This window comes from Rugamonas aquatica (genome assembly GCF_009380215.1).
GTDB lineage: Bacteria > Pseudomonadota > Gammaproteobacteria > Burkholderiales > Burkholderiaceae_D > Rugamonas > Rugamonas aquatica_B.
On record NZ_WHUG01000006.1, the window covers coordinates 1 to 24,540 of the forward strand.

Annotated in this window: 24 protein-coding genes; 14 read left to right on the plus strand and 10 right to left on the minus strand. The window is 62.7% G+C overall.

The genetic code is table 11. From position 1 onward, the window contains the following. The 4 genes from GEV02_RS33290 to GEV02_RS16230 form a co-directional block, all read left to right on the plus strand. Positions 1–266: helix-turn-helix domain-containing protein (locus GEV02_RS33290; protein WP_235922802.1), on the plus strand; the 266-nt coding region annotated here is incomplete at its 5' end. Next, positions 263–898 carry a 1,6-anhydro-N-acetylmuramyl-L-alanine amidase AmpD gene (ampD, locus tag GEV02_RS16220; RefSeq protein ID WP_328595829.1) on the plus strand — a complete coding sequence of 212 codons (636 nt, stop codon included), beginning with the start codon at positions 263–265 and terminating at the stop codon, positions 896–898. The genes GEV02_RS33290 and ampD, both read left to right, overlap by 4 nt. A gap of 268 nt (positions 899–1,166) precedes the next feature. Beyond that, positions 1,167–4,094 carry a ribonucleoside-diphosphate reductase subunit alpha gene (locus tag GEV02_RS16225; protein WP_152838985.1) on the plus strand — a complete coding sequence of 976 codons (2,928 nt, stop codon included), beginning with the start codon at positions 1,167–1,169 and terminating at the stop codon, positions 4,092–4,094. Between the two features lie 122 nt (positions 4,095–4,216). Further along, the gene (locus tag GEV02_RS16230) at positions 4,217–5,332 is read left to right on the plus strand and encodes a ribonucleotide-diphosphate reductase subunit beta (protein WP_070359809.1); all 1,116 of its coding nucleotides are present in this window, start codon (positions 4,217–4,219) and stop codon (positions 5,330–5,332) included. A 46-nt stretch (positions 5,333–5,378) separates the two neighbouring features. Here the strand turns inward: GEV02_RS16230 and GEV02_RS16235 are convergent, their stop codons facing one another. Further along, positions 5,379–6,605 (minus strand): type II toxin-antitoxin system HipA family toxin, encoded by a 1,227-nt coding sequence (locus GEV02_RS16235; protein ID WP_152838986.1) that lies wholly within the window; start codon positions 6,603–6,605, stop codon positions 5,379–5,381. After that, positions 6,602–6,913, minus strand: a complete 312-nt coding sequence (locus tag GEV02_RS16240) for a helix-turn-helix domain-containing protein (protein WP_152838987.1) — start codon at positions 6,911–6,913, stop codon at positions 6,602–6,604. Before GEV02_RS16240 ends, GEV02_RS16235 begins: the two co-directional genes overlap by 4 nt. Before the next feature lie 1,191 nt (positions 6,914–8,104). On the opposite strand from GEV02_RS16240, the gene GEV02_RS16245 reads away from it, so the two are divergent. Further along, on the plus strand, positions 8,105–9,115 hold the full coding sequence (locus tag GEV02_RS16245) for a transcriptional regulator (RefSeq protein ID WP_152838988.1): 1,011 nt from the start codon (positions 8,105–8,107) through the stop codon (positions 9,113–9,115). An 80-nt stretch (positions 9,116–9,195) separates the two neighbouring features. Further along, entirely contained in the window at positions 9,196–9,726 is a 531-nt protein-coding gene (locus GEV02_RS16250; protein ID WP_328595830.1) for a YggT family protein, read from the plus strand. 78 nt (positions 9,727–9,804) lie between these two features. Here the strand turns inward: GEV02_RS16250 and GEV02_RS16255 are convergent, their stop codons facing one another. The 8 genes from GEV02_RS16255 to GEV02_RS16290 all read right to left on the minus strand — a co-directional run bounded on the left by GEV02_RS16255 (position 9,805) and on the right by GEV02_RS16290 (position 16,992). Next, positions 9,805–10,743, minus strand: coding sequence for a carbohydrate kinase family protein (locus GEV02_RS16255; protein WP_152838989.1), 939 nt, complete (start codon positions 10,741–10,743; stop codon positions 9,805–9,807). A 10-nt stretch (positions 10,744–10,753) separates the two neighbouring features. Further along, positions 10,754–12,274, minus strand: a complete 1,521-nt coding sequence (locus GEV02_RS16260) for a DUF3426 domain-containing protein (RefSeq protein ID WP_152838990.1) — start codon at positions 12,272–12,274, stop codon at positions 10,754–10,756. A gap of 8 nt (positions 12,275–12,282) precedes the next feature. Next, on the minus strand, positions 12,283–13,215 hold the full coding sequence (prmA, locus tag GEV02_RS16265) for a 50S ribosomal protein L11 methyltransferase (RefSeq protein ID WP_152838991.1): 933 nt from the start codon (positions 13,213–13,215) through the stop codon (positions 12,283–12,285). Beyond that, the gene (gene accC, locus GEV02_RS16270; protein WP_008452097.1) at positions 13,215–14,600 is read right to left on the minus strand and encodes an acetyl-CoA carboxylase biotin carboxylase subunit; all 1,386 of its coding nucleotides are present in this window, start codon (positions 14,598–14,600) and stop codon (positions 13,215–13,217) included. Before accC ends, prmA begins: the two co-directional genes overlap by 1 nt. A 111-nt stretch (positions 14,601–14,711) precedes the next feature. Next, positions 14,712–15,182, minus strand: a complete 471-nt coding sequence (accB, locus tag GEV02_RS16275) for an acetyl-CoA carboxylase biotin carboxyl carrier protein (protein ID WP_152838992.1) — start codon at positions 15,180–15,182, stop codon at positions 14,712–14,714. 89 nt (positions 15,183–15,271) lie between these two features. Beyond that, on the minus strand, positions 15,272–15,709 hold the full coding sequence (gene aroQ / locus GEV02_RS16280; protein WP_152838993.1) for a type II 3-dehydroquinate dehydratase: 438 nt from the start codon (positions 15,707–15,709) through the stop codon (positions 15,272–15,274). An 84-nt stretch (positions 15,710–15,793) separates the two neighbouring features. Beyond that, a complete protein-coding gene (locus tag GEV02_RS16285; RefSeq protein ID WP_152838994.1) occupies positions 15,794–16,342 on the minus strand; it encodes a TlpA family protein disulfide reductase in 549 nt (182 codons plus the stop codon). Next, positions 16,339–16,992: a hypothetical protein gene (locus GEV02_RS16290; RefSeq protein ID WP_152838995.1), complete on the minus strand. Its 654-nt coding sequence runs from the start codon at positions 16,990–16,992 to the stop codon at positions 16,339–16,341. Before GEV02_RS16290 ends, GEV02_RS16285 begins: the two co-directional genes overlap by 4 nt. Positions 16,993–17,070: 78 nt before the next feature. Here GEV02_RS16290 and mpl point away from each other — a divergent pair, with 78 nt between their 5' ends. The 8 genes from mpl to GEV02_RS16330 all read left to right on the plus strand — a co-directional run bounded on the left by mpl (position 17,071) and on the right by GEV02_RS16330 (position 24,517). After that, positions 17,071–18,438 (plus strand): UDP-N-acetylmuramate:L-alanyl-gamma-D-glutamyl-meso-diaminopimelate ligase, encoded by a 1,368-nt coding sequence (gene mpl, locus GEV02_RS16295; RefSeq protein ID WP_152838996.1) that lies wholly within the window; start codon positions 17,071–17,073, stop codon positions 18,436–18,438. Then, entirely contained in the window at positions 18,435–19,013 is a 579-nt protein-coding gene (locus tag GEV02_RS16300) for a YqiA/YcfP family alpha/beta fold hydrolase (protein ID WP_152838997.1), read from the plus strand. The genes mpl and GEV02_RS16300 overlap by 4 nt, the downstream gene beginning before the upstream one ends. Then, positions 19,010–19,603 (plus strand): chorismate--pyruvate lyase family protein, encoded by a 594-nt coding sequence (locus tag GEV02_RS16305; protein WP_328595832.1) that lies wholly within the window; start codon positions 19,010–19,012, stop codon positions 19,601–19,603. The genes GEV02_RS16300 and GEV02_RS16305 overlap by 4 nt, the downstream gene beginning before the upstream one ends. A gap of 2 nt (positions 19,604–19,605) precedes the next feature. Further along, positions 19,606–21,633, plus strand: coding sequence for a ribonuclease catalytic domain-containing protein (locus GEV02_RS16310; RefSeq protein ID WP_152838998.1), 2,028 nt, complete (start codon positions 19,606–19,608; stop codon positions 21,631–21,633). 117 nt (positions 21,634–21,750) lie between these two features. Then, positions 21,751–22,584, plus strand: a complete 834-nt coding sequence (locus GEV02_RS16315) for a TonB family protein (RefSeq protein ID WP_152839233.1) — start codon at positions 21,751–21,753, stop codon at positions 22,582–22,584. Then, positions 22,584–23,402 carry a shikimate dehydrogenase gene (gene aroE, locus GEV02_RS16320; protein ID WP_152838999.1) on the plus strand — a complete coding sequence of 273 codons (819 nt, stop codon included), beginning with the start codon at positions 22,584–22,586 and terminating at the stop codon, positions 23,400–23,402. The genes GEV02_RS16315 and aroE overlap by 1 nt, the downstream gene beginning before the upstream one ends. Next, positions 23,399–24,106: a monofunctional biosynthetic peptidoglycan transglycosylase gene (mtgA, locus tag GEV02_RS16325; protein ID WP_152839000.1), complete on the plus strand. Its 708-nt coding sequence runs from the start codon at positions 23,399–23,401 to the stop codon at positions 24,104–24,106. Before aroE ends, mtgA begins: the two co-directional genes overlap by 4 nt. A gap of 9 nt (positions 24,107–24,115) precedes the next feature. After that, on the plus strand, positions 24,116–24,517 hold the full coding sequence (locus GEV02_RS16330; protein ID WP_152839001.1) for a DUF4124 domain-containing protein: 402 nt from the start codon (positions 24,116–24,118) through the stop codon (positions 24,515–24,517). The last annotated feature ends 23 nt before the right edge of the window (positions 24,518–24,540 follow it).

A 24,540-nucleotide genomic window follows, 5' to 3' on the forward strand; every position in this document is an offset into this window, starting at 1 on the left:
CGCCGGCCGATCCGGCGCCGGCTGCCACCGCCGGCTCGCCGGCCGCCGTTGTCGCCGCCGCCGCCGGCTTGCCGCCGCTGCCCCATCTCGACGCGCTGCCCAGCAGCCTGCCCGACTACCTGAACCAGATCGAACGCGACATCATCCTGCGCGCGCTGGCGCAGACCCAGTTCAACCGCACCCAGGCCGCGCATCTGCTGGGCATCAGCTTCCGCCAGCTGCGCTACCAGATGCAGAAGCTGAACATCCAGGAGCCGGAGGCGTGAGCGCGCCGCCACTGGGCGCCGACGGCTGGTGGCCCGAGGCGATCCGCTACGAAAGCCCGCACGCCGACGACCGTCCCGACCCCGCCGACATCACGCTGCTGGTGGTCCACAACATCTCCCTGCCGGGCGGCCGATTCGGCGGTCCGCACGTGTCCGACCTGTTCACCGGCCGCTTGGACTATAATACTGACCCCTCGTTCGCGGACCTGCGGGGGCTGAAGGTGTCGAGCCACTTTTTCATCCGCCGCGACGGCCGCGTGATGCAGTATGTTTCTGCTAACGACAGGGCCTGGCATGCGGGTCTGTCGGTGTTTCGCGGACGCGAAAAGTGCAACGACTATTCGCTCGGCGTGGAGCTGGAAGGCACCGACGACAGCGGCTTCGAGCCGGCGCAGTACCAGGCGCTGGCCGTGCTGACGCTGGCGCTGCAGTCGCGCTATCCGCTGACCGATGTACAGGGCCATGAACACATCGCGCCGGGCCGGAAAACCGACCCGGGACCGTTGTTTGATTGGGAATATTATCGAAAAAGCTGGCAGGCGCTGCTTAATCAAAAGGCACTGGATGAGCCCGCGTTAGTGGGCGCTAGCGCCGGATTGCGCTTCGCAAAAGGCCTCCTGCAAAGTCAATAGAAAAATTGCCTGAAACGGCAAAATTTCCACTTGTCTTACGATTATCTGACCACTACAATCAGTGTATCGATTCACACCAATCACTAGATATAGTAGTTCTCATGACACTGGTTCTTAAACTATTTGCAAGCCGTCAAGGCCAGTTCACTACCCATTTTATTGCAGTTTAACCAGCCAGGCAGGTTTGGCTGGTCGCTTCATTTTGGCCTTTTTTTATACAACATTACGTCGCGCAGCACTGACTGCACGCTGTTATCGGGGAGCTTAAATGCAATCTACTCAAGACATCACCATCAATCCAGCGCTGGTACCAGCAGCCGCTGCGAGCACCGCCAGCAGCCCGGTCACGGCCGCCAGCGACCTCGGTGACTACCGCATCATCCGCCGTAACGGCGCGGTCGTCGCGTTTGAACCGTCGAAAATCGCGATCGCCGTCACCAAGGCCTTCCTGGCCGTGAACGGCGGCCAGGGCGCCGCCTCGGCCCGCATCCGCGAATTGGTAGAGCAGCTGACCGCCAGCGTCGTCACCGCGCTGGTGCGCCGCCAGCCATCGGGCGGCACCTTCCATATCGAAGACGTGCAAGACCAGGTTGAACTGGCGCTGATGCGCTCCGGCGAACACGATGTCGCCCGCGCCTACGTGCTGTATCGCGCCAAGCACATGGAAGAGCGCCGTCTGGCCAAGGAAGCCCAGGGCGCCACCGCCGCCATCGAAGCACCGCAAATCCACGTGCTGGAAAACGGCGAGCGCAAGCCGCTGGAAATGGACCGCGTCACCGGCCTGATTAACGCCGCCTGCATCGGCCTGGAAAAGCACGTCGACGCCGACGCCATCCTGGCTGAAACGCTGAAGAACCTGTACGACGGCGTACCGGTCGAAGAACTGCACAAATCCGCCATCCTGGCCGCCCGCGCGCTGATGGAAAAAGATCCGGCCTACTCGCAAGTGACGGCCCGCATCCTGCTGCACACGATCCGTAAAGAAGTCTTCGGCAAGGAAGTCGCGCAAGCCGCCGCCGCCGCCGAATACGTGACCTACTTCCCGCAATACATCGCCAAGGGTATCGCCAACGAACTGCTGGACACCAAGCTGGCCGAGTTCGACCTGGCCCGCCTGGCCAAGGCGCTGGTCGCCGACCGCGATCTGCAGTTCGGCTACATCGGCCTGCAAACCCTGTACGACCGCTACTTCCTGCACGTGCGCGATGTCCGCATCGAGATGCCGCAAGCGTTCTACATGCGCGTCGCCATGGGCCTGGCCCTGAACGAGAGCGACCGCGAAGCGCGCGCCATCGAGTTCTACAACCTGCTGTCGACCTTCGACTTCATGTCGTCGACCCCGACCCTGTTCAACTCGGGCACCCTGCGTTCGCAGCTGTCGTCGTGCTACCTGACCACCGTGTCGGACGACCTGGAAGGCATCTACGACGCCATCAAGGAAAACGCCCTGCTGGCCAAGTTCGCCGGCGGCCTGGGTAACGACTGGACCCCTGTGCGCGCACTGGGCGCCCACATCAAGGGCACCAACGGCAAATCGCAAGGCGTGGTGCCGTTCCTGAAAGTGGTCAACGATACCGCCGTCGCGGTCAACCAGGGCGGCAAGCGCAAGGGCGCGGTCTGCGCCTACCTGGAAACCTGGCACATGGACATCGAAGAGTTCCTGGACCTGCGTAAAAACACCGGCGACGACCGCCGCCGCACCCACGACATGAACACCGCCAACTGGATCCCGGACATGTTCATGAAGCGCGTGATGGAAAAAGGCGAGTGGACCCTGTTCTCGCCATCCGACACCCCTGACCTGCACGACCTGGTCGGCAAGGCTTTCGAAAAAGCCTACCTGGGCTACGAAGCCAAGGCCGCCGCCGGCGAAATCCGCGTGTTCAAGAAGATCGCCGCGCTGGACCTGTGGCGCAAGATGCTGTCGATGCTGTTCGAAACCGGCCACCCATGGATCACGTTCAAAGACCCATGCAACATCCGTTCGCCACAGTCGCACGTCGGCATGGTCCACAGCTCGAACCTGTGCACCGAGATCACGCTGAACACCGGCCCTGACGAAATCGCCGTCTGCAACCTGGGTTCGGTCAACATGCCAGCCCATATGAAAGAGGGCAAGCTGGATCACGTCAAGCTGAAAAAGACCATCCGCACCGCCATGCGCATGCTGGACAATGTGATCGACATCAATTACTACGCCGTCGACAAAGCGCGCAACGCCAATATGCGTCACCGTCCGGTGGGCCTGGGCGTGATGGGCTTCCAGGACTGCCTGCACATGATGCGCATTCCGTTCTCGTCGAACGAAGCCGTGTCCTTCGCCGACACTTCGATGGAAGCGGTGTGCTACTACGCCTACCTGGCTTCGACCGAACTGGCTGAAGAACGCGGCCACTATCAGTCGTACAAAGGCTCGCTGTGGGATCGCGGCATCCTGCCGCAGGACTCGATCAAGCTGCTGGCCGACGAACGCGGCGGCTACCTGGAGCAGGATACCTCGGCTGCCATGGACTGGACTCCGGTGCGCGACCGCATCAAGAAGTTCGGCATGCGTAACTCGAACTGCGTGGCGATCGCTCCAACCGCGACCATTTCGAATATCATTGGCGTGTCGGCTTGCATCGAACCGACCTTCCAGAACCTGTACGTGAAGTCCAACCTGTCGGGCGAGTTCACCGAGATTAACTCCTACCTGGTGCGCGACCTGAAGGCGCGCGACCTGTGGGATGAAGTGATGATCTCCGACCTGAAGTACTTCGACGGCTCGCTGGCCAAGATCGACCGCATCCCGCAAGACCTGCGTGACATTTATGCAACCGCGTTCGAAGTGTCGCCGACCTGGCTGGTGGAAGCAGCATCCCGCCGCCAGAAGTGGATCGACCAGGCGCAGTCGCTGAACATCTACATGGCTGGCGCATCGGGCAAGAAGCTGGACGAGACGTACAAGCTGGCATGGCTGCGTGGCCTGAAAACCACCTACTACCTGCGCACCACCTCCGCTACCCATACGGAGAAGTCGACCTCCAAGACCGGCGCGCTGAACGCGGTGGCGGTGGATGGCGGCATGTCGGCCAGCGCGATCGCTGCGGCTACGCCGGCAGCGGTGGCTCCGGTGGCCGCTGCCGAGGAAGACGGCGCCGCCTGCTACCTGCGTCCTGGCGACGACGGTTTCGAGGAATGCGAAGCCTGCCAGTAACACCATAACCGCCGACCGTCGTCCCCGCGAAAGCGGGGATCCATGCTGAGTATGGATTCCCGCTTTCGCGGGAATGACGGAGGTACTAATATATACAGATAGATTTCAGAAGGAAAACCATCATGTCGCTGTCCTGGGACGAAGAGGCCGCATCGGCCGCACCGCAAGCTGTCAATCAAGCCGCACTGGCCACCGGCGAAGCCAATGCCGAGCAAGTCGCGCGCCGCGTCAATGCCGACGACAAGCGCATCATCAACGGCAAAACCGACGTCAACCAGCTGGTGCCGTTCAAGTATAAGTGGGCATGGGACAAATACCTGGCCGGCTGCGCCAACCACTGGATGCCGCAGGAAGTGAACATGCAGCGCGATATCGAGCTGTGGAAGAACCCGAACGGCCTGACCGAAGACGAGCGTCGTCTGGTCAAGCGCAACCTGGGCTTCTTCGTCACCGCCGACTCGCTGGCCGCCAACAACATCGTGCTGGGCACCTATCGCCACATCACCGCCCCGGAATGCCGCCAGTACCTGCTGCGCCAGGCCTTCGAAGAGGCGATCCACACCCACGCCTACCAGTACATCGTCGAGTCGCTGGGTCTGGACGAGGGCGAGATCTTCAACGCCTACAACGAAGTCAAGTCGATCCGTGACAAGGACGAGTTCCTGATCCCGTTCATCAACACCCTGACCGACCCGGCCTTCACCACCGGCACCGTGCACAGCGACCAGCAGCTGCTGAAGTCCCTGATCGTGTTCGCCTGCCTGATGGAAGGCCTGTTCTTCTACGTCGGCTTCACCCAGATCCTGGCGCTGGGCCGCCAGAACAAGATGATGGGCGCCGCCGAGCAGTATCAGTACATCCTGCGCGACGAATCGATGCATTGCAACTTCGGCATCGATCTGATCAACACGATCAAGATGGAAAATCCGCTGCTGTGGACTCCAGCCTTCAAGGAAGAGATCAAGCAGCTGTTCCTGAAGGCCGTGGACCTGGAATACGCCTACGCCGAAGACACCATGCCGCGCGGCGTGCTGGGTCTGAACGCCACCATGTTCAAGGGCTACCTGCGCTTCATCGCCAACCGCCGCGCCACGCAGATCGGCCTGGAGACGCTGTTCGACCAGGAAGAGAACCCGTTCCCATGGATGAGCGAGATGATCGACCTGAAGAAAGAGCGTAACTTCTTCGAGACGCGCGTCATCGAATACCAGACCGGCGGCGCGCTGAACTGGGATTAATCGGTAGCGTACCAACGCAAAAAGCCTGGCGGTTGCCAGGCTTTTTTCATTTCAGGCGGTCGCGATTGGCGTGGATTGCGCGGCCGATGGCTTTGACCGTGGCGGCCCGGATAGGGGCGCTGTGGGCCAGAGCGGCCCAAAGACCGGTCTGCGCCGCCATCGCGTCGATGACGCCGCGTGCGTACCGTTTTGTGACGCCGGTATCCGCCGCCAGCTGTAGCAGGTCCGCCAGGCCGGGCGCGCGGCTCTCTCCCATGATCGCCATCTGATGTTCGCCTCCAGGGCCGGGATTGAAGCTCAGGTCATAGCATGGCGATAGCTGCCAGTGCCAGTCGCGGTTCATCCGGTATGAGACATTCTTGGCGTGGTCGTCCCGGTTATTGAACAGCACATTGAAGACGCAGCGCTGGAATGCGGCGTCGACCTGCCGCTGATCGCCGGTCATCAAACGCGTGGCGCGCAGGAAGGTGCTGTAGTCGACCGATGGCAGGCGGAAGTCGACATGCAGCAGGGCGGCTAGCGTGTGGACCGGCACGCGCATCTCATCTTCGCGGTCGAAGCGCCGGGCGCCGAAGGCGGCCAGCCGCCGGTCCAGATCGAAATGGCGTGTCACCGGCATCTCCAGCCCACAGTTCCGCGCCAGTTCGGCATACACATGTTCGACCGCGCAGACTTCCTTATGCTCGTTCTGCGCGGGGAACTTGACCAGCCACGGCTCGCCGCCGGCAGCATCGTCCAGCGTGCTGACTTGGCCGCTGGCTGGATCGAAGCGCACCAGTACCTTGGGCCGGGAGCCGTGTGGCGATCCTCCCAGCAGGACCAGTTGCTTGAGGATGGCGCTGTCCTTGCCCTGCAAAAGCGTTTGCGCCGCTCTCGCCAGGTCAAGCAGGCGCAGGTCCTCCGGTGATAGCTGTAGCGGATCGGGTGGTTCATAGCTGAGCGCACCCATGCCGCGGTCGCCGACGAACGCCAGCCTGTCGAGCGGCGAGATGCCGCTCTGTGTCCGTCCCTGTTTGCGAAACAGTTTATCCATTAGCAGCATACCCCAGCCATCGGGAAGCGAATCGGCCACCAGACCGGGGAGCCGTTGCTGATGCGGCGGAAAGCCGCTGAACCCTTCCGTGCGCAGTGGCAGATGGCGTGGCGACAGTTCCATGCCGCGTCGTAGCGCTTCCGGCGCATACTCAAACAGGATGTCCCTGCCGTTGTCGGCCAGGACGCCGAGCAGCCAATGTTCGCCCCAGCCGTTGAAGATGACGTTCAGCAGTCTCATTTGACTGCTCTGCGCGGAGCGCGCTTGCGGTTTGCCCGCTCCGCTTTTTCCATGGCGGCGATCGACACGATCTTGAGGCGGAACAGTTCGCCCAGATCGTCCGCCAATCCAAGCGCTGCGATGATCTGGATGAAGGACATCAGCGAGGCCTGTCCCTTGGATTCCAGATTCTTGATCGTGCCGGCGGAGAGTCCTGCGCGTTCGGCCAGCTCCACTTGCGACCATCCCTGCATCAAGCGCCGCGCGCGCAAACGGCGTCCGAGTTCGGCGCAGATCTCTGGTGCGGTCGCCATCATAAAGTCAAACATATTGCCTCCCAACGAGCATATGCCTCCTTAATGATTAAGATCTTACTCCTTAACTTTGCTGTCTGCGCCGCGCGGCTCATAGCGCGACAGCGACTGTCCGCCGCTAACTCATAGCGTAAACACACCGCGCACACTGGCCGACTTCATCGACGCGAAGCGCAGCAGCGCCAGTCTGCTGCGGCTCGTCGCGCGCACTGCGTGCGCTGACGAAGCGCGTCGCGGCCGCGCGGACGCCGCCGCAAAAACGGCGACGCGGAACGCGCCGCATCACGCGACGACACGCTCGCTGTTTGCGCGCGCGATGCACACGCACCGCTGCGATCCGCATCGCAGCGCATCAGCGCTGACGCGCACCGCAGTATTCTGCTTGCCATTCGCCGCACTCTGTCTCATAATCGCGACGAATTTAAAACAGTGAGTAGCAGCGGCGCGCAAGCGATGCGCAAGCGCTCTCGAATTCGGAAGTGGGCGGCGCGGATTTTTCCGCCGGCGATGACGGCATCGCAGAAACCCAGACGGCACAAGGCGCGCTTTCAAGCGCACTTTTTTCGCGCGACGCCGCGAACGTTTTTTCGAACTCGATTGAGCGCGCACATCGCAGCGCGACGACGCAAGCGGGCATGCCGAATCGGCGTGCGTATGTGAGTTGACGAGCTTAACGCGAAAAAAAGCGCATGAATATCTATCGTGCTGGTTGCGCACCGACAAGGTTTTCGTGTACTTTACGAGATTGAAAATGCGTGTTTTGAAGTGTGCATAAATTTGACGTCGCACACGCCGCAGAAATGATCGCGATACGGGATACAGATTCACACAGATATGCACAAGACCACTCCGTTTTTGTTCAACCGTCTTGCCTGATTAGGTTCGGGCTGGGCGGTTTTTTGTTTGAAAACGAAAACCGTGAATGGCTGCGACGTAGGTCCATGGAGCTGAGTACACGCCCGACCACCCGCAAAACGTCGCAACAAGATTTGTACCTGAACGCCGGACCGGCCACGGTCGGCGCGCAGGTCGATGGCTGAAGTGCTGCACTCGTGAGGGGTTGCAGCAGTTCAGCTGGTGCCGAATTCATTAGCGCAAACCGTTGTTCGTTTGCGCCGATGAATAATTCGCCTGGCCTAATTCCGGGCCGGACGGGTTTAAATCTTGTAATGAATTTTTCCCATCCCCGATGAAGGAGAACTAAAAATGGCAACAGCCGCAAAGAAACCAGCAGCAAAGAAACCGGCCGCTAAAGCCGCCGCCCCAGCGAAAAAGCCTGTCGCAGCGAAAGCCGCCGCCAAGCCAGCAGTGAAAGCTGCCGCTAAACCAGCAGCGAAACCAGCCGCTAAACCAGCCGTGAAAAAAGCAGCTGCCAAGCCAGTCGCTAAAAAAGCCGCCGCTAAACCAGCCGCCAAGCCAGCAGCAAAAGCAGCAGCCAAGCCAGCAGTGAAAAAAGCCGCTGCCAAGCCAGTCGCTAAAAAAGCTGTCGCTAAACCAGCAGCCAAGCCAGCAGCGAAAAAAGCCGTAGCCAAGCCAGCAGCGAAAAAAGTAGCCGCTAAACCAGCAGCTAAAAAAGTCGTCGCCAAGGCAGCAGCCAAGCCAGCAGCTAAAAAAGCTGTCGCTAAACCAGTAGCTAAAAAAGCAGCAGCCAAGCCAGCAGCGAAAAAAGTAGCCGCTAAACCAGCAGCTAAAAAAGTCGTCGCTAAAGCAGCCGCCAAGCCAGCAGCTAAAAAAGCCGCCGCCAAACCAGCAGCGAAAAAAGTAGCCGCCAAGCCAGCAGCTAAAAAGGTCGCCGCCAAACCGGCAGCCAAGCCAGCCGCTAAAGCAGCAGCCAAGCCAGCAGCCAAAAAAGCTGTCGCCAAAAAACCAGCGGTAAAAGCAGCAGCCAAACCGGCTGCAAAGGCAGCGGCTAAGCCAGCAGCAAAAAAGCCAGTTAAGGCAGCCGCTAAGCCGGTTGCCAAGAAGCCAGTCGCCAAGAAGGTCGCCGCTAAACCGGCCGCCGCTCCAGCCGCTGCTTCGGCCGCACCAGTAGTGGCAGCCGCCGCTCCTGCTGCCAAGCCAGCTGTGAAAAAAGCTGCCCCGAAAAAGGCTGCTGCACCGAAGAAGGAAGCTGTCGCCAAGCCAGCCGCTCCAGCTCCGGCCGCCGCTCCTGCAGCAAAAACCGTGTTGGCACCGGCCGCAGCATGGCCGTTCCCAACCAGCACCCGTCCTAGCTAATTAAATAGCTTGGATGCCTGCTGAGGCAATGGGCCGCTGTGTGAGACAATCACACAGCGGCTTTTTTTTGGAGGGAACTCGTGCTTAGTATTCTCGTGTTGATTGTCGACGCCATCGCCACCTTGCTGGGCGGGGCTTTGCTGTTGCGTTTCTGGATGCAGGCGATCCGCGTCCGCCCACCGGCATCGGTGGCCCAATTTACGTTCCAGCTGTCGGACTGGCTGGTGCGCCCGCTGCGCCGCATCGTGCCCGGTGTGGGCGGCTATGACTGGGCCAGCCTGATCGGTGCGTTCCTGATCGTGCTGCTGGCCACCTCGGTGATGTACCTGGCCGGCTGGACCACGCCGCTGGTGCTGCTGATGGCCTTACAGCGTTTTCTGCAGTGGATTTTGTACGGCTTCATGGCCTTGCTGGTGATCGAGGCGATCTTCAGCTGGGTGAACCCGCATGCGCCGCTTGCGCCGTTCGTGCGCGCGCTCAACGAGCCGCTGCTGCGGCCCATCCGCCGCGTGGTGCCGCTGGTCGGCAACCTGGACCTGTCGCTGCTGGTGGCGCTGATCGTGTTGCAGATCGCGCTGCTGGTGCTGGGCATGCTGTTTAGCGGACGCTAAACCGCCGCGGACGAAAAAAAGCCCCCATCAGCCTGAGTGCACTCAGGCTGATGGGGGCTTTTGCTTAGTGCGAGCTGATCAGTAGCGGTAGCCGAAGGCGGCTTCGAAGCGGTCGGCGATCTCGGCAGCGGTCGGCTTGTGGTTTTGCGCGCCCTTGCTGGCGATCTTGATCGCGCCCAGCAGGCTGGCCAGGCGGCCGGTGTTTTCCCACGTCCAGCCGTTGGTGATGCCGAACAGCAGGCCGGCGCGGTAGGCGTCGCCGCAACCGGTCGGGTCCACCGCCTCGGCCACCGGCACCGCCGGGATCTCGATGCGCTGGCCGCCGGTGTGGATCTCCGAGCCGTTTTCGCCGCGCGTAATGATCAGCGCTGTCAGGCGGCTGGCGATTTCCGGCACGGTCAGGCCGGTGCGGTCCATCAGCAGTTCGATTTCGTAGTCGTTGGTGGTGACGTAGGTGGCTTTGTCGATGAACTCGATCAGCTCGTCGCCGTTGAACATCGGCAGCTGCTGGCCCGGGTCGAAGATGAACGGGATCTGCAGCTTGGCCAGGTCGGCGGCGTGCTTCTTCATGCCCAGGTGGCCGTCCGGCGAGATGATGGCGATGGCGGCAGGGCCGGCCTTGGCGACTTCGTTCTCGTGCGCGTAGGACATGGCGCCCGGGTGGAAGGCGTTGATCTGGTTGTTGTCTTCGTCGGCGGTGACGAAGCACTGGGCGTTGTAGGCTTCCGGCTTGATCAGGATGTTGTCGGTGGACAGGCCGAGCTTGCGGAATCGCTCCATGTAAGCGGCGTTGTCCTGGCCCATGACGCCGACGATGCGCGGATGGCCGCCCAGCAGTTGCAGATTGTAGGCGATGTTGGGCGCGCAGCCGCCGAACTCGGTGCGCATGGTCGGCGCCAGGAAGGATACGTTCACCTTGTGCAGCTGGTCGGCCAGCAGCAGGCTGTCGAAGCGGCCGGGGAATTGCAGGATGGTGTCAATTGCGATCGAGCCGCAAATCAGGGAGGTCTGGGTCATGGTGTGGTCTTTATGGATAGAAGACTGCGATGTGATAGCCGGATGCTTTCAGCTGGTTCAGTTCAAAGTACAGTTTGACAGATTGTTCGGTGTGCGGGGCGAAGCCTTTGTCCAGCGCGACATCGGCGCCCAGGTACTCGCGCGGCGTGAACACGCGGCGCAGCACGGCCTTGTCGTTGGCGTCGTCCAGCACCAGTTCGATGTGCGGCCAGGCTTGCGCGGTGGCACTCTGGTTGCGCAGCTGGGTGGTGAAGGAGAAGCTGGTGTCGCTCAGGGTTTGCAGCTCGCCCTGTTCGATGCTGAGGTCGTCGATCTGGGCCGGCAGTTCGATCTTGCAGCCGAGCGCGTTGCAGGCGGCCGTCAGCGCCGGCTTGAGCGGCGGCAGCGCGGCGGCGATCTGGTTGCGGAAGGTGGTCAGGCCCTGGGCCGCCAGCGTCGTCAGCAGCAGCAGCGAGCCCAGGCTCATGGCGATGGTCGCGGCCTTGCCGTACTTCTGGCGGCGCCGTTCGCGCTTGATGAAGCCGGGCTCTTCGGCTTCGGTGTCGGGGCTGTCGGTGTCGGTGCTGCTGCCGGCGTCGGTGTCGGCCGCGTCGGCCTGCGGGGGGGCGTGGGCGCGCGCGGATTGCGCCTCGGCCAGGCCGGCGGTCGACAGCTGCACCAGCGCTTCTTCGTCGACCTCTTCCAGCTCGTTGAAGCGCGCGGCTTCGGTCGGCACGGCGGTGGTGTCGGCGGGCGCCGGTTCGTCCAGTGTCGGCTCAAGGCGTTCGGCGGGCAGGACGGAGGTGAAGGCGTCGGGCGCCGGGGCGGTGTCGGCGGCCGGTTCGGTGCTGTCTTGTTCCAGGACGGCCAGTTCGGCAGCCAGCGCCGCCTCCAGTTCTTCGTCCGACATGGCTTCGATGCTGAGCGCGTTTTCGAGCGGTTCGTCGTCGGTCCATTCCGTGTCGATGGCGGACTCGGCGCTTGGTTCGACGGTTGGCTCAATGGCCGGCTCGGGCTCGATGGCGGCTTCTATGGCCGGTTCGGGCTGCGCAGGCTCGGGCTCGGCCTCCACGTTCAGATCGAGGTCCAGCGCTTCTTCCACCGCCGGCGGCAGGCTGGCCGCCTCGGTAGGCAGCGCGATGGTGTCGGCCGGCTCGGCGTCCGGCGGCGCAGCGGCTTCGGCAGCGGGCGCAGCGGCAGCCTCGATGGCCTCTGCGGCTTCGGCAGCTTCAGCGGTGTCGGCCGCGTCCAGCGCGGTATCGAGCTCCAGCGTGTAGATGGGTTCGGCTTCGTCGCTGCTCAGCGCTTCGGCGGCGCGGGTATCCAGCGCGGCCATCTTCTCATCGAAGGCGACCGGTTCGGGCAGCGGAGAGGGGAGTTGGACTGGTGCAGGCGCCGTTGCCGGCGCGGCGAGCGGCTCAAGCAGGGCCGCGTTGCCGTCAAAAACTTCATTACAGGAGCCACAGCGCACTATGCCCCCACGTAATTTCAACTGGTCATGGGCGACCCGAAATATCGTGTTGCAGTGGGGGCATTTTGTGGCGAGCGCCATTGCTGTGGTTAGCGCGCCGCTGGAACCACGTCGCTGCCGAGGCGGCCGTGCAGGGCCACCCAGCCGTCTTGCTCGGCCCATACGCCCAGCTTGATGAACGGGGCATAGGCTGCCGCCACTTCCTCGGCCTGGCGCGCCAGCACGCCGGACAGGATCAGCGCACCGCCGTCGGCCACGCGGCCCGACAGCATAGGGGCCATCAGTTTGAGCGGGCTGGACAGGATGTTGGCGACGACGATGTCGAAACGCTGCGTGGCATGCTTCGATTGCGCGAAGGTGTCCGGCAGGAAGTACTCGATCTCGCACTTGTTGCGCTGGGCATTGTCGGCCGCCGATTCGATCGCCTGCGGATCGATGTCCACGCCGACCACTTCGCCCGCGCCAACCTTCTTGGCCACCATGGCCAGGATGCCGGAGCCGCAACCGTAGTCGAGCACGGTTTTGCCCGGTGCCGGATTCGCTTCCAGCCACTCCATGCACAGACGGGTGGTCGGGTGCGAGCCGGTACCGAAGGCCAGGCCCGGATCCAGTTCCAGGATCAGGCCGTTGGCGTCCGGCGCTTCGTGCCAGCTCGGCACGACCCAGATGTTCTTGCCGATGTGGATGGGCGCGAACTGCGACTGGGTCAAGCGCACCCAGTCCTGCTCCTCCACCTTGCGGGTGGTGAACTTCGGCAGCGTCGTCAGGCCGATCTGGCCGGCGGCGGCCGCGACGATCACGGCCTGGTCGTCATCTTCGTCGGTCAGGGCGACCACGCGGCTGTGATCCCATGCCGCTTCGGTCGGTTCCATGCCCGGCTCGCCGAACAGCGGTTTTTCCGCGTCCGTGCCTTCGTCCGCGTCTTCCACGGACACCGACAGCGCGCCCACGTCCATCAGGGCTTCCGACAGTGCTTCCGCGTGGTCGCGGGCGATTTCGATGACGATTTCAGTCCAGCTCATTATTGTGGCGCCTTGTTACTCAAACTCAGTTTATGCAGGTCTGGCATGTCTGCCAGCTTTTGTTCCAGGTAATGGATGTTGGTGCCGCCTTCGATGAAGCGGGCGTCGACCATCAGCTCGCGGTGCAGCGGGATGTTGGTCTGGATGCCCTCGACCACCATTTCCGACAGCGCGATCTGCATGCGGCGGATCGCCTGTTCGCGGGTGGCGCCGTAAGCGATCACCTTGCCGATCATCGAATCGTAGTGCGGCGGTACATAATACCCCGCATAAGCGTGCGAGTCGACGCGCACGCCCGGGCCGCCCGGCACGTGCCAGGACGTGATGCGGCCTGGCGACGGCGTGAACTTGAACGGGTCTTCGGCGTTGATGCGGCACTCGACGGCGTGGCCGGAGAGCATCACGTCGCGCTGGCGGAAGCGCAGCTTCTCGCCGGCGGCGATGCGGATCTGTTCCTGCACGATGTCGATGCCGGTGATCATTTCGGTCACAGGGTGTTCGACCTGCACGCGGGTGTTCATTTCGATGAAGTAGAACTCGCCGTTCTCATACAGGAACTCGAAGGTGCCGGCGCCACGGTAGCCGATCTTGCGGCAGGCTTCGGCGCAGCGGTCGCCGATCTTTTCGATCAGCTTGCGCGGGATGCCCGGCGCCGGTGCTTCTTCGATGACCTTCTGGTGGCGGCGCTGCATCGAGCAGTCGCGTTCGCCCAGCCAGACGGCGTTTTTGTGTTCATCGGCGAGGATCTGGATTTCCACGTGACGCGGATTTTCCAGGTACTTCTCCATATAGACTTCCGGATTGCCGAAGGCGGTGCCCGCTTCGGTCTTGGTCATCGCCACGGCGTTGATCAGTGCCGCTTCGGTATGCACCACGCGCATGCCGCGGCCACCGCCGCCGCCGGCCGCCTTGATGATGACCGGGTAGCCGACTTTGCGCGCAATTTGCACAATAGCCTTTGGATCGTCCGGCAACGCGCCGTCCGAACCCGGCACGCACGGTACGCCTGCCTTGATCATGGTTTGCTTGGCCGAGACCTTGTCGCCCATCAGGCGGATCGATTCGGAGCGGGGGCCGATGAAGACGAAGCCGGATTTTTCCACGCGTTCGGCGAAGTCGGCGTTTTCCGACAGGAAGCCGTAGCCCGGGTGGATCGCTTCCGCGTCCGTCACTTCGGCGGCGCTGATGATGGCCGGCATGTTCAGGTAGCTGAGCGTCGACGGCGCAGGACCGATGCACACCGATTCATCCGCCAACTTCACGTATTTGGCGTCTTTGTCTGCTTCCGAGTGGACCACAACCGTCTTGATGCCCAGTTCGCGGCAAGCGCGCTGGATACGGAGGGCAATTTCGCCACGGTTGGCGATGAGGATTTTTTCAAACATGATAGGTTCGCGTATGTCTGTGAGCACCGGCGGGCCGGTAACGTCAGGTAGAGGAGGGAATGCGGACCAAGCCGGCGCGCCCGTCACCGATGGGGAGGGCGCAGGCCGGTCTTAGCCTATCACAAACAGCGGTTGGCCGAATTCGACCGGCTGGCCGTTCTCGACCAGAATCTGGGTGATCGTGCCGGACTTGTCGGCGTCGATTTCGTTCAGCAGCTTCATCGCTTCGATGATGCACAGGGTATCGCCTTCCTTGACGGTGGCGCCCACTTCGACAAACGCTGGCGAACCTGGCGCGGACGAACGGTAGAAGGTGCCAACCATCGGCGACTTGACCACGTGGCCGGTCGGCTCGGCGGCGACAACGGGGGCGGCGGCCACGGCGCCCGGGGCGGCGGCAACTGGCGCCGGAGCTGCGTGGTATTGCGGCATGCCTTGCGGCTGCATCATCACCATTTGGTTTTGCGGCATGGCGGACGACTTGACGATGCGTACTTTGCTCTCGCCTTCGGTCACTTCGAGCTCGGCGATGTCCGATTCTGCGACCAAATCAATCAAGGTCTTCAGCTTGCGTAAATCCATGTAACCCCCAGGAATGTCTTTGTTATGTAAGTGTGAGCGGCAGCGCTTTTTGAGCGGAGCCGCGCGGAATTGCGCGCAGATCGCGTAGATTATCGCTTTTTAAGAACGAAGTCGATGGCAAACCGATATCCTTCGATACCCAGTCCGCAAATAGTACCTATAGCGATCGCGCTAAGAAATGAGTGGTGGCGAAACGACTCGCGCTGGTAAATATTCGAAATATGCACTTCAACAAACGGTATCGCCACCCCAGCCAGGGCGTCGCGCAAGGCCACGCTGGTGTGGGTCAGGCCGCCCGGGTTGATGACGATGGCGTCCACGCCTTGCGCTCTGGCGGCATGGATGCGGTCGATCAGCGCCCCTTCGTGGTTGCTCTGAAAGCAGGACAAGCTCGCGCCCGCCGCCTGGGCTTGTGCCTGGGCAGCGTGTTCGATGTCGGCCAAAGTGCTAGCGCCGTAGACCTCTGGCTCGCGGCTTCCCAGTAAATTCAGGTTGGGACCGTTGAGCAGGAGGAGGTTTTTTGCCATGGGTTCAGGACCGTTTTCCGCGAAAGTTCCGCATTTTGCCGCCAACCGTCGGCATTGGCAAGAGAAAAAAACTTGTAAAACTATTTACAGAGTTGCCAGATCCTTGCGCAGCTCGTCAAACTTCAAACGGCCCAGATAGGTCTTCTTGACCTGACCGTCGGCGCCGATCAGCACCGTGTAGGGAAGCCCGCCGGCGGCATTGCCGAAGCTGCGGGAAAGCTCGGTGCCGGCCATGCCGGCGACGAAGACTGGATAGGTGATTTTGAACTTGTCGTTAAATTCGGCGATATTTGTTGCCGAATCTATACCAATTCCGATAACTTGCAGCTTCTTACCCTCTTCTCCGGCGGCCAGCGCCGACAGCTCCGGCATCTCCTGCACGCACGGACCGCACCACGGCGCCCAGAAATTGACCAGCGTAGCCTTGCCTTTGTACTGGCCCAAGGCTTGGGCGACGCCCTTGGCGTCCGGCAGCGTCAGCTTATATAAGCCGTCGACGGGACCGGTGACGCCGGCCGGCTGGGCGGTGGTGATCGGCGGCGCGGCTGCTTTTTTATTCAGGCCGACATAGGCGCCGGAGGCGCCGAATAGCAAAGCGACAACAACATAGGCTGCGAGGTGTTTTTGATTCATGGTGGATTCGGGTTGGAGTTTTCTTGGGTGCTATCTTGGGTACTGTTAACTAGTAGGGCGCGCACGGCGGCGATATCGGCGCGCATCAATTTGCCGTCGCCACGGGTCTTGACGGCGCCGCGCAGGTCGTCCAGCTCATACAAGGCGGCGTGCACGCCTTCCTTGTGCCACATGAAGCTGACCGTTTCGACCGAGCCGTAGCGCGGACCCTTGAAGTGGGGCGTTTCGGAAATGTCGATTTGTAAATTGCGGTTCAGCAGGAAGATTTCCACCTCCTTGGCGCTGTCGGCGAACAGCTGCAGGTGGATATCGTCGTGCAGGCCGGCCGTGCCATTTAATACGGCGCCGGTCAGATAGGGGTGGAAGGCGGCCAGGCCATCCATGATGTCGACCGCCAGCGTGCGCAGCCGGAACAGGCGCGCGGGCTGGGTGTCGGCATGGAACAGCGACTGGTAGATGCGCACTTCCGCCTCGATCTGGGCGTTATCCGGCAGCAGGTTCAGCGGCGGCTGGGTGTCGCCGAGTATCTGTTTGGCGGCCTTGCGCTTGGCGGTGTTGTAGTCGTGGCCATCCTGGGCGATCAGGCGTGCGGCGGCCGCGGCGATCTCCGCACGCAGCAGCAGGACTTCTTCGATAACATTCGGCGTCATGGACCAGATAATACTCTGAACCGGGAAAAGGGCGGCGGGTCGGGTAAAATCCCGTATTCAATCGTCGTCTTGATCACTATGCACATTCATATTCTCGGTATTTGCGGCACCTTCATGGGCGGCCTGGCTGTCCTGGCAAAAGAAGCGGGCCACCGCGTGACTGGCTGCGATGCCAATGTTTATCCGCCGATGAGCACCCAGCTGGAAGCCCAGGGCATCGAGCTGATCCAGGGCTTCGGCCCGGAGCAGGTGCAGCTCAATCCCAACCTGTACGTGATCGGCAACGTCGTCTCGCGCGGCAATCCGCTGATCGAAGAGATCATGAACCGCGGCCTGCCTTACGTGTCCGGCCCGCAGTGGATAGGCGACCACATATTAAAAGACAAATGGGTGCTGGCCGTGGCCGGCACGCACGGCAAGACCACCACCTCGGCCATGCTGACCTGGATACTGGAAGACGCCGGCTACGCGCCCGGCTTCCTGATCGGCGGCGTGCCGATGAACTTCGGCGTCTCGGCCCGCATGCAAGGTGATAAGGATTCTATCTTCTTCGTCATCGAAGCCGACGAGTACGACACCGCCTTCTTCGACAAGCGCAGCAAGTTCGTGCACTACCACGCCAAGACCGCGATCCTGAACAACCTGGAATACGATCACGCCGACATCTTCCCCGATCTGGGCGCCATCGAAACCCAATTCCACCATCTCGTGCGCACGGTGCCCGGCATCGGCCGGGTCGTGTTCAACGCCGACGAGGCCGCGCTGCAGCGCGTGCTCAAGCGCGGCTGCTGGAGCGAGAAGGAAAGCTTCGGCGGCAGCAAAGGCGCCGATTGGGCGATGAAGGAATACGATGACGGCAGCTTCGACGTGATCTTCGGCGGCGAAGTCGCCGGCCACGTGGCATGGAGCCTGACCGGCAAGCACAACCGCGCCAACGCGCTGGCCGCGATCGCCGCCGCCCGCCACGTCGGCGTGCCGGTGGCGCAGGCGGCCAAGTCGCTGGCCAGCTTCGAAAACGTCAAGCGCCGCATGGAAGTGCGCGGCGTGGTAAACGGTATTACTGTTTATGACGATTTCGCCCACCACCCGACCGCCATCGCCACCACCGTCGGCGGCCTGCGCCAGAAGGTGGGCAAACAAAGCCGCATCCTGGCCGTGCTGGAGCCGCGCTCCAACACCATGAAGCTGGGCGCGATGAAGGATGCGCTGCCGGGCAGCCTGTCCGACGCCGACCTGGTGTTCGGCTTCGGCAGCCAGCAGGCGCTGGGCTGGAGTCTGGGCGACGCATTGGCGCCGCTGGGCCAGATCGCCAGCGCCTATGAAGACATCGACGTGCTGGTGGCCGCCATCGTCAAGGCCGCGCAGCCGGGCGACCAGATCCTGGTGATGAGCAACGGCGGCTTCGGCGGCGTACACAACAAGATCCTGGAAGCGCTGGCGCGATGATTCTTTATCTGCACGGATTCCGTTCATCGCCGAAATCGATGAAGGCGCGCGTGATGGCGGAACGCATGGCGGCGCTGGGCCTGTCGGAACAGTTCATCTGCCCGCAGCTGCCGGCCTCGCCGAAACTGGCGATGGAATTGGCGCTCTCTTTAATAGACGGCATTCCCGCCGGCGAGCTGACCATCGTCGGTTCCTCGCTGGGCGGCTACTACGCCACCTGGCTGGCCGAGCGCATCGGCTGCCGCGCCGTGTTGCTGAACCCGGCCATCGTGCCGCTCAAGGATCTGGACAAGCACGTCGGCGTGACCACGCAATTCCACTCCGACGAACCCTTCGAGTTCAAGCGCGACTATATAGAAGAGCTGCGCGCGCTGGCCGTCAACCCCGTCACGCGCCCGGAGCGCTACTTCCTGATCGCCGCCACCGGCGACGAAGTGCTGGACTATCGCGACATGGTGGCGCACTATGCTGGCGCGCGCCAGCATGTGATCGAAGGCAGCGACCATGGCATTTCCGAGTTCCCCGACTATGTGGAGTCTGTGTTGGAGTTTTGCGGTATCGAGGCACGGCAGTGACGGTTTCTACGCGAGGCGCTTCGCTGCGGCAGACGCAGTGGCAGCCGCACGTGCTGGCCTTGAACGCGCCGCCGGCCTACCGCCAGTGGCTGACCGCCGACGGTTCGCTGACCGCCAAGCTGAAGGCGCACAGCGATGCCTTCCGCGTGCAGTGCCTGCATCAGACCACCGCGCGCTGCCTGACGGACGAGGCGGCCGCGATCGGCATGCATCGCCCCGGCCGCGTCTGGGAGAGGGAAGTGCTGCTGCGGTGTGATAATACGCCTGTGGTGTTCGCGCACACGGTGGTGCCGATGTCGGCCACGGCCACCGACTGGCCCCTGTTCAGCGCACTGGGCGAGCGCTCGCTGGGCACGACGCTGTTCGGCGACCCGCAGGTGCGGCGCGGTGTTTTGGAATTTGCAAGATTGCGGGAAGGGCATCCCCTGGCGCAGCGCGCGCGCAAGGCGTTGGGGCTGGATGGTCCGCAAGAACTCATATTATATGCACGGCGCTGTTTATACAGGCGCCGTCAGGGTACCCTGCTGGTGACGGAAGTGTTTCTGCCTTCCGTGCTGGAATTGAAACTAATAACAACGAACAGAAGCTAGCAATGAATCTATTTTTCGAAGAATCCGGCGATTTCAAGGTCGGCACCATGATGACGCAAGCCGGCGAGGCCTATCAGGTTGAAATGGCCAGCGGCAAGCGCACCAAGGTCAAGATCAAGGACGTGCTGCTGCAGTACGAGAAGCCGTCGCCGACGGATTTGATGGAACAGGCCAAGGCGGTCGCGGCCGACATCGACCTCGACTTCCTGTGGGAAGTGGCGGGCGAAGAGGAATTCGGTTTCGCCGAACTGGGCGCGGAATACTTCGGCCACGCGCCGCTGCCGGCCGAAGCCGCCGGCCTGATCCTGAGCCTGCATTCGGCGCCGATCTACTTCTACAAGAAAGGCCGTGGCCGCTACAAGGCCGCGCCCGAGCAATCGCTGCGCGCCGCCCAGGCCGGCATCGAGAAAAAGAAACAGCAGGCGCTGATCCAGGCCGGGTATGTCGAAGAGCTGAAGGCCAACAAGCTGCCGGCCTCGATGCAGAACATCGTCATGCAGCTGCTGTTCAAGCCGGACAAGAACGCCATCGAATACAAGGCGCTGGAAGCGGCCTGCAACGAACTGCACACCAATCCGCAGCGCCTGATGCTGGCGGCCGGCGGCGTGGCGTCGCCGAAGGCGCTGCACATGGCCAAGTTCCTGTTCGAGAATTTCCCGCGCGGCGCCGGTTTCCCGGAAGTCGCCGTGCCGGTGCCGCCGACCGACCTGCCGCTGGCCAACGTGCAAGCGTTCTCGATCGACGACGTCACCACCACCGAGATCGACGACGCCTTCTCGGTCACCAGGCTGGACGACGGCAACGTCAAGATCGGCATCCACATCGCCGCGCCGGGCCTGGGCATCAAGCCGGACGACGCGGTCGACAAGATGGCGCGCGCGCGCATGTCCACCGTCTACATGCCTGGCGATAAGATCACCATGCTGCCGGATTCCATCGTCGAAGCGTTCACGCTGGCCGAAGGCAAGACCTGCCCGGCGCTGTCGCTGTACGCCACGCTGAACCCGGCCGACTGGTCGGTGATCGCCACCGAGACCCGCGCCGAAATGGTGCCGATCGCGAACAACCTGCGCCACAACGACCTCGACGACCTGGTCAACGAGGAAACCCTGGCCAGCGGCGAGGGCGACTACCCGCACAAGGAATCGCTGGGCCTGATCTGGCAATGGGCGCAAGTGCTGGAAGCGGCGCGCATGGTCAAGCGCGAAGGCTTCGGCCTGAAGCCGGAACAGAACAACCGCGTCGACTTCAACTTCTACGTCGAAGACGACGTCGTCACCGTCAGCCGCCGCAAGCGCGGTGCGCCGCTGGACAAGATCGTCGCCGAGCTGATGATCTTCGCCAACAGCACCTGGGGCAAGCTGATGCACGACCATGGCGTGCCGGGCATTTACCGCAGCCAGGGCCAGGGCGTGGGCGGCTGGGCCGCCAAGATGCAGGTGCGCATGCTGACCCATGCGGCGCCGCACCAGGGCCTGGGCGTGGACCAGTACGCGTGGAGCACTTCGCCGCTGCGCCGCTATACCGACCTGGTCAACCAGTGGCAGATCCTGGCCTGCGCCGAGCACGGCGTGACCGCGCCGCTGGTGGCTTACTTCAAGCACAAGGACGCCGGCCTGTTCGCGATCGTCTCGCAGTTCGACGCCGCCTACGCCGCCTACGGCGACCACCAGTCCAACATGGAACGCTACTGGTGCCTGCGCTGGCTGGGCCAGCAGGAGGCGCGCCAGGTCGAGGCCGTGGTGCTGAAGGACGAGGTGCTGCGCCTGGTCGATATTCCGCTGATTATCCGTCTGCCGGGCATGCCGCAGGTGGCGCGCGGCGCCCAGGTCAAGCTGGACATCCTGCGCTGGGACGAGGTCGACCTGACCATCGAAGCCCGCATCCTGGAAATCCCGACCACCGATACGGTGGCCGCCGATGCCGAGCTGGACTACGAGGAAGAGGAAGTCAGCGACGCGCCGGAAGAAGCGGTGGATGCGCCGGAAGTGGCGGTCGAGGCGGCCGCCGAGGAGCCGGCGGCAGAATAAAAGCCGCAGCCCCGCGCTTGCTTTGACGTAAAATCAGCCCTATCTTTTCTACCCCGGCCTCGCGTGAAGTCTTTCAAAGAAAATCGCTTGCTGTACTTCGCCATCGGCCTCTCGCTGATGGCGCATGGCGCCTTGCTTGCGGTGCACTTTGTCGCGCCGAGGCCGGCGCCGGTGAAACCCACCGATCCGGGGCTGGAAGTGATACTGGTGAACGCCAAGCACAGCAAGGCGCCGCTGAAGGCCGACGCGCTGGCCCAGGCCAATCTGGACGGCGGCGGCACGGTCGACAAGGGCCGTTCCAAATCGCCGCTGCCGGACATGCGCAAGATGGAAACCGGCGACAGCATCAAGGCCGCCAAGCGCCGCATCGCCGAGCTGGAAGAGCAGCAAAAGAACCTGCTGACGCAAGCAGCCAAACAGATCCCCGTGACCGCGCCGCCGGTGACGGAAAAGAGCAAGCCCGATCCGCTGCCGACCGGCGCCGACCTGCTGGACGCCAGCAAGGCCATCGCCCGCCGCGCCGCCGAGATCAGCGAAACCATCGAGGACCAGAACAAGCGTCCGAAGAAAACCTTCATCACGCCGAGCACGCGTGGCGTGGGCTATGCGATGTACTATAAATCGATCCAGAAGCGCATCGAAGACATCGGTACGCTGAACTTCCCGCAGACCAATGGCCGCAAGCTGTACGGCCAGCTGGTGCTGTCGATCCCGGTGTTCCAGGACGGCACGATCTACGAGAAGGATGGCGGCATCAAGGTCGACCGCAGCTCCGGCAATCCGGCGCTGGACGAGGCGGCCATGCACATCGTGCGCCGGGCCGCGCCGTTCGGCAAGTTCCCGCCGAACATGCTGTCGAGCGACCGCGACGATCTGTGGGTGATCGTCACGACTTTCAAATTCACCCGCGAAGACAAATTACAAGCCGACTTGAGCGGCGGAGGACGTTGATGGACCGCTACTGCGTATTCGGCAATCCGATTGCCCATAGCAAATCACCCGAGATACACGCCGCGTTCGCGGCGCAGACCGGGCAGGAATTGACGTATGAAAAACGGCAGGCGCCGGTGGACGGCTTCGCCGCCGCCGTGCACGCCTTCATCGCCGAGGGCGGCAAAGGCGCCAACGTCACCGTGCCGTTCAAGCTGGATGCGGTGAAAGTGGCGCAGGCGCTGACCATCCGCGCGCGCGCGGCCGGCGCCGTCAACACCTTGCACTTCACCGAAGACGGCATCGTCGGCGACAACACCGACGGCGCCGGGCTGGTGGCGGACATCGTCAACAATGCCGGCGTGCAGATCATCGGCCAGCGCGTGCTGCTGCTGGGCGCGGGCGGCGCGGCGCGTGGCGTGGTGCTGCCGATACTGGAACATCGTCCGGCGCAGCTGGTCATCGCCAACCGCACCGTGGCGACGGCCGAGGCGCTGGTGGAGCAGTTCGCCGCGCTGGGCGGCGAGGGCGTGGTGTCGGCCTGCGGCTATGCCGACCTCGACGGCGCGTTCGACCTCGTCATCAACGCCACCTCGGCCAGCCTGAGCGCCGAGTTGCCGCCGGTGCCAGCGTCGGTATTCGCGCCCGGCGCGCTTGCTTACGACATGATGTACGCAGCCTCCCCCACCGTATTCTTGCAGTTCGCCGGCCAGCACGGCGCACGCTTGCGTGACGGCCTGGGCATGCTGGTCGAGCAGGCCGCCGAAGCCTTCAGCCTGTGGCGCGGCGTGCAGCCGGCCACCGCCGATGTGCTGCAATCGCTGCGGGACCAACTATGAGCGCGGCCAAGGCGGGTAAATGGCGCTGGGTGAAGTGGATCTTCATCGTGCCGCTGCTGCTGGTTCTGGCCGTGCAGCTGTATTTCTTCCTGCAGATCTGGTGGTGGGTCGACCATAATCCGTCGATGACCAGCTTCATGCGCGAACAGCAGTCGGCGCTGCGCGAGAAGAATCCCAACGCCAATATCCAGCAGATGTGGGTGCCGTACAGCCGCATCTCGAACAACCTCAAGCGCGCCATCATCGCTTCCGAGGACGCCAATTTCTCCGAGCACGAGGGCGTCGACTGGGAGGCGCTGCAAAAGGCCTACGAGAAGAACAACAAGAAACACAAGGTGGTGTCCGGCGGCTCGACCATCACCCAGCAGCTGGCCAAGAATCTGTTCCTGTCCGGCTCGCGCAGCTATGTGCGCAAGGGGCAGGAGCTGGTCATCACCTACATGCTGGAAACCTTGATGGACAAGGAGCGCATCTTCGAGATCTACCTGAACGTGGTGGAGTTCGGCACCGGCACTTTCGGCGCCGAGGCGGCGGCGCGGCATTACTATGGCATCAGCGCGGCCAACCTGGGCGCGGCCCAGGCCGCCAAGCTGGCGGTGATGCTGCCCAATCCGCGTTTCTTCGACAAGCACCGCGACTCGGGCTATCTGGCGCGGCGCACCGGCGTGATCCTGCGCCGCATGGGATCGGCTGAACTACCCTAGGAGGCAGCGATGTTAAGCAAGCAGCGTGGACTCGGATTGATACAGGTGGCCATCATCATGGCTTCGTTGGCGGCGATAGCGATGGCTTTCCTGATGTCGGCCCGCCATGAGCGCAACTTCTTCACCGAAGGGCTGTCCAAGCTGACTGGCAAGCCGGCGCCTGCGAGTGCTGCGGCTGCTTCATCGGCTTCGGCTTCGGCCGTGGCCGTGCCGGCGGCGCCGGCCGGCGTGCTGCGCAAGTGCGTCATCGATGGCAAGACGGTGCTGTCGGACGTTGCCTGCCCGGACGGCAAGGTGGTCAAGGCCATCGACACGCGCGGCATCGAAGCGCCCAAAGTAGCCAAGCCGGACCCGGCCGACGCCGCCCCGCAGTCGGCCACCGACAAAATGATAGAAAAAGCGACCCGCTAGGCTGAAAAACCGCATGGCAGGCT

Excerpts from the sequence above, each read along its gene's own strand:
- GEV02_RS16310 (WP_152838998.1), top strand. The coding sequence starts at position 19,606 with ATGAATCTATTTTTCGAAGAATCCGGCGATTTCAAGGTCGGCACCATG.
- GEV02_RS16235 (WP_152838986.1), bottom strand. The coding sequence starts at position 6,605 with ATGAGACTGCTGAACGTCATCTTCAACGGCTGGGGCGAACATTGGCTG.
- GEV02_RS16255 (WP_152838989.1), bottom strand. The coding sequence starts at position 10,743 with ATGACCCAGACCTCCCTGATTTGCGGCTCGATCGCAATTGACACCATC.
- mtgA (WP_152839000.1), top strand. The coding sequence starts at position 23,399 with ATGAGCGCGGCCAAGGCGGGTAAATGGCGCTGGGTGAAGTGGATCTTC.
- GEV02_RS16245 (WP_152838988.1), top strand. The coding sequence starts at position 8,105 with ATGGCAACAGCCGCAAAGAAACCAGCAGCAAAGAAACCGGCCGCTAAA.
- accB (WP_152838992.1), bottom strand. The coding sequence starts at position 15,182 with ATGGATTTACGCAAGCTGAAGACCTTGATTGATTTGGTCGCAGAATCG.
- GEV02_RS16330 (WP_152839001.1), top strand. The coding sequence starts at position 24,116 with ATGTTAAGCAAGCAGCGTGGACTCGGATTGATACAGGTGGCCATCATC.
- GEV02_RS16290 (WP_152838995.1), bottom strand. The coding sequence starts at position 16,992 with ATGACGCCGAATGTTATCGAAGAAGTCCTGCTGCTGCGTGCGGAGATC.
- prmA (WP_152838991.1), bottom strand. The coding sequence starts at position 13,215 with ATGAGCTGGACTGAAATCGTCATCGAAATCGCCCGCGACCACGCGGAA.
- GEV02_RS16315 (WP_152839233.1), top strand. The coding sequence starts at position 21,751 with ATGGCGCATGGCGCCTTGCTTGCGGTGCACTTTGTCGCGCCGAGGCCG.
- aroE (WP_152838999.1), top strand. The coding sequence starts at position 22,584 with ATGGACCGCTACTGCGTATTCGGCAATCCGATTGCCCATAGCAAATCA.
- aroQ (WP_152838993.1), bottom strand. The coding sequence starts at position 15,709 with ATGGCAAAAAACCTCCTCCTGCTCAACGGTCCCAACCTGAATTTACTG.
- GEV02_RS16300 (WP_152838997.1), top strand. The coding sequence starts at position 18,435 with ATGATTCTTTATCTGCACGGATTCCGTTCATCGCCGAAATCGATGAAG.
- accC (WP_008452097.1), bottom strand. The coding sequence starts at position 14,600 with ATGTTTGAAAAAATCCTCATCGCCAACCGTGGCGAAATTGCCCTCCGT.
- GEV02_RS16230 (WP_070359809.1), top strand. The coding sequence starts at position 4,217 with ATGTCGCTGTCCTGGGACGAAGAGGCCGCATCGGCCGCACCGCAAGCT.
- GEV02_RS16260 (WP_152838990.1), bottom strand. The coding sequence starts at position 12,274 with ATGGCGCTCGCCACAAAATGCCCCCACTGCAACACGATATTTCGGGTC.
- mpl (WP_152838996.1), top strand. The coding sequence starts at position 17,071 with ATGCACATTCATATTCTCGGTATTTGCGGCACCTTCATGGGCGGCCTG.
- GEV02_RS16285 (WP_152838994.1), bottom strand. The coding sequence starts at position 16,342 with ATGAATCAAAAACACCTCGCAGCCTATGTTGTTGTCGCTTTGCTATTC.
- GEV02_RS16225 (WP_152838985.1), top strand. The coding sequence starts at position 1,167 with ATGCAATCTACTCAAGACATCACCATCAATCCAGCGCTGGTACCAGCA.
- GEV02_RS16240 (WP_152838987.1), bottom strand. The coding sequence starts at position 6,913 with ATGTTTGACTTTATGATGGCGACCGCACCAGAGATCTGCGCCGAACTC.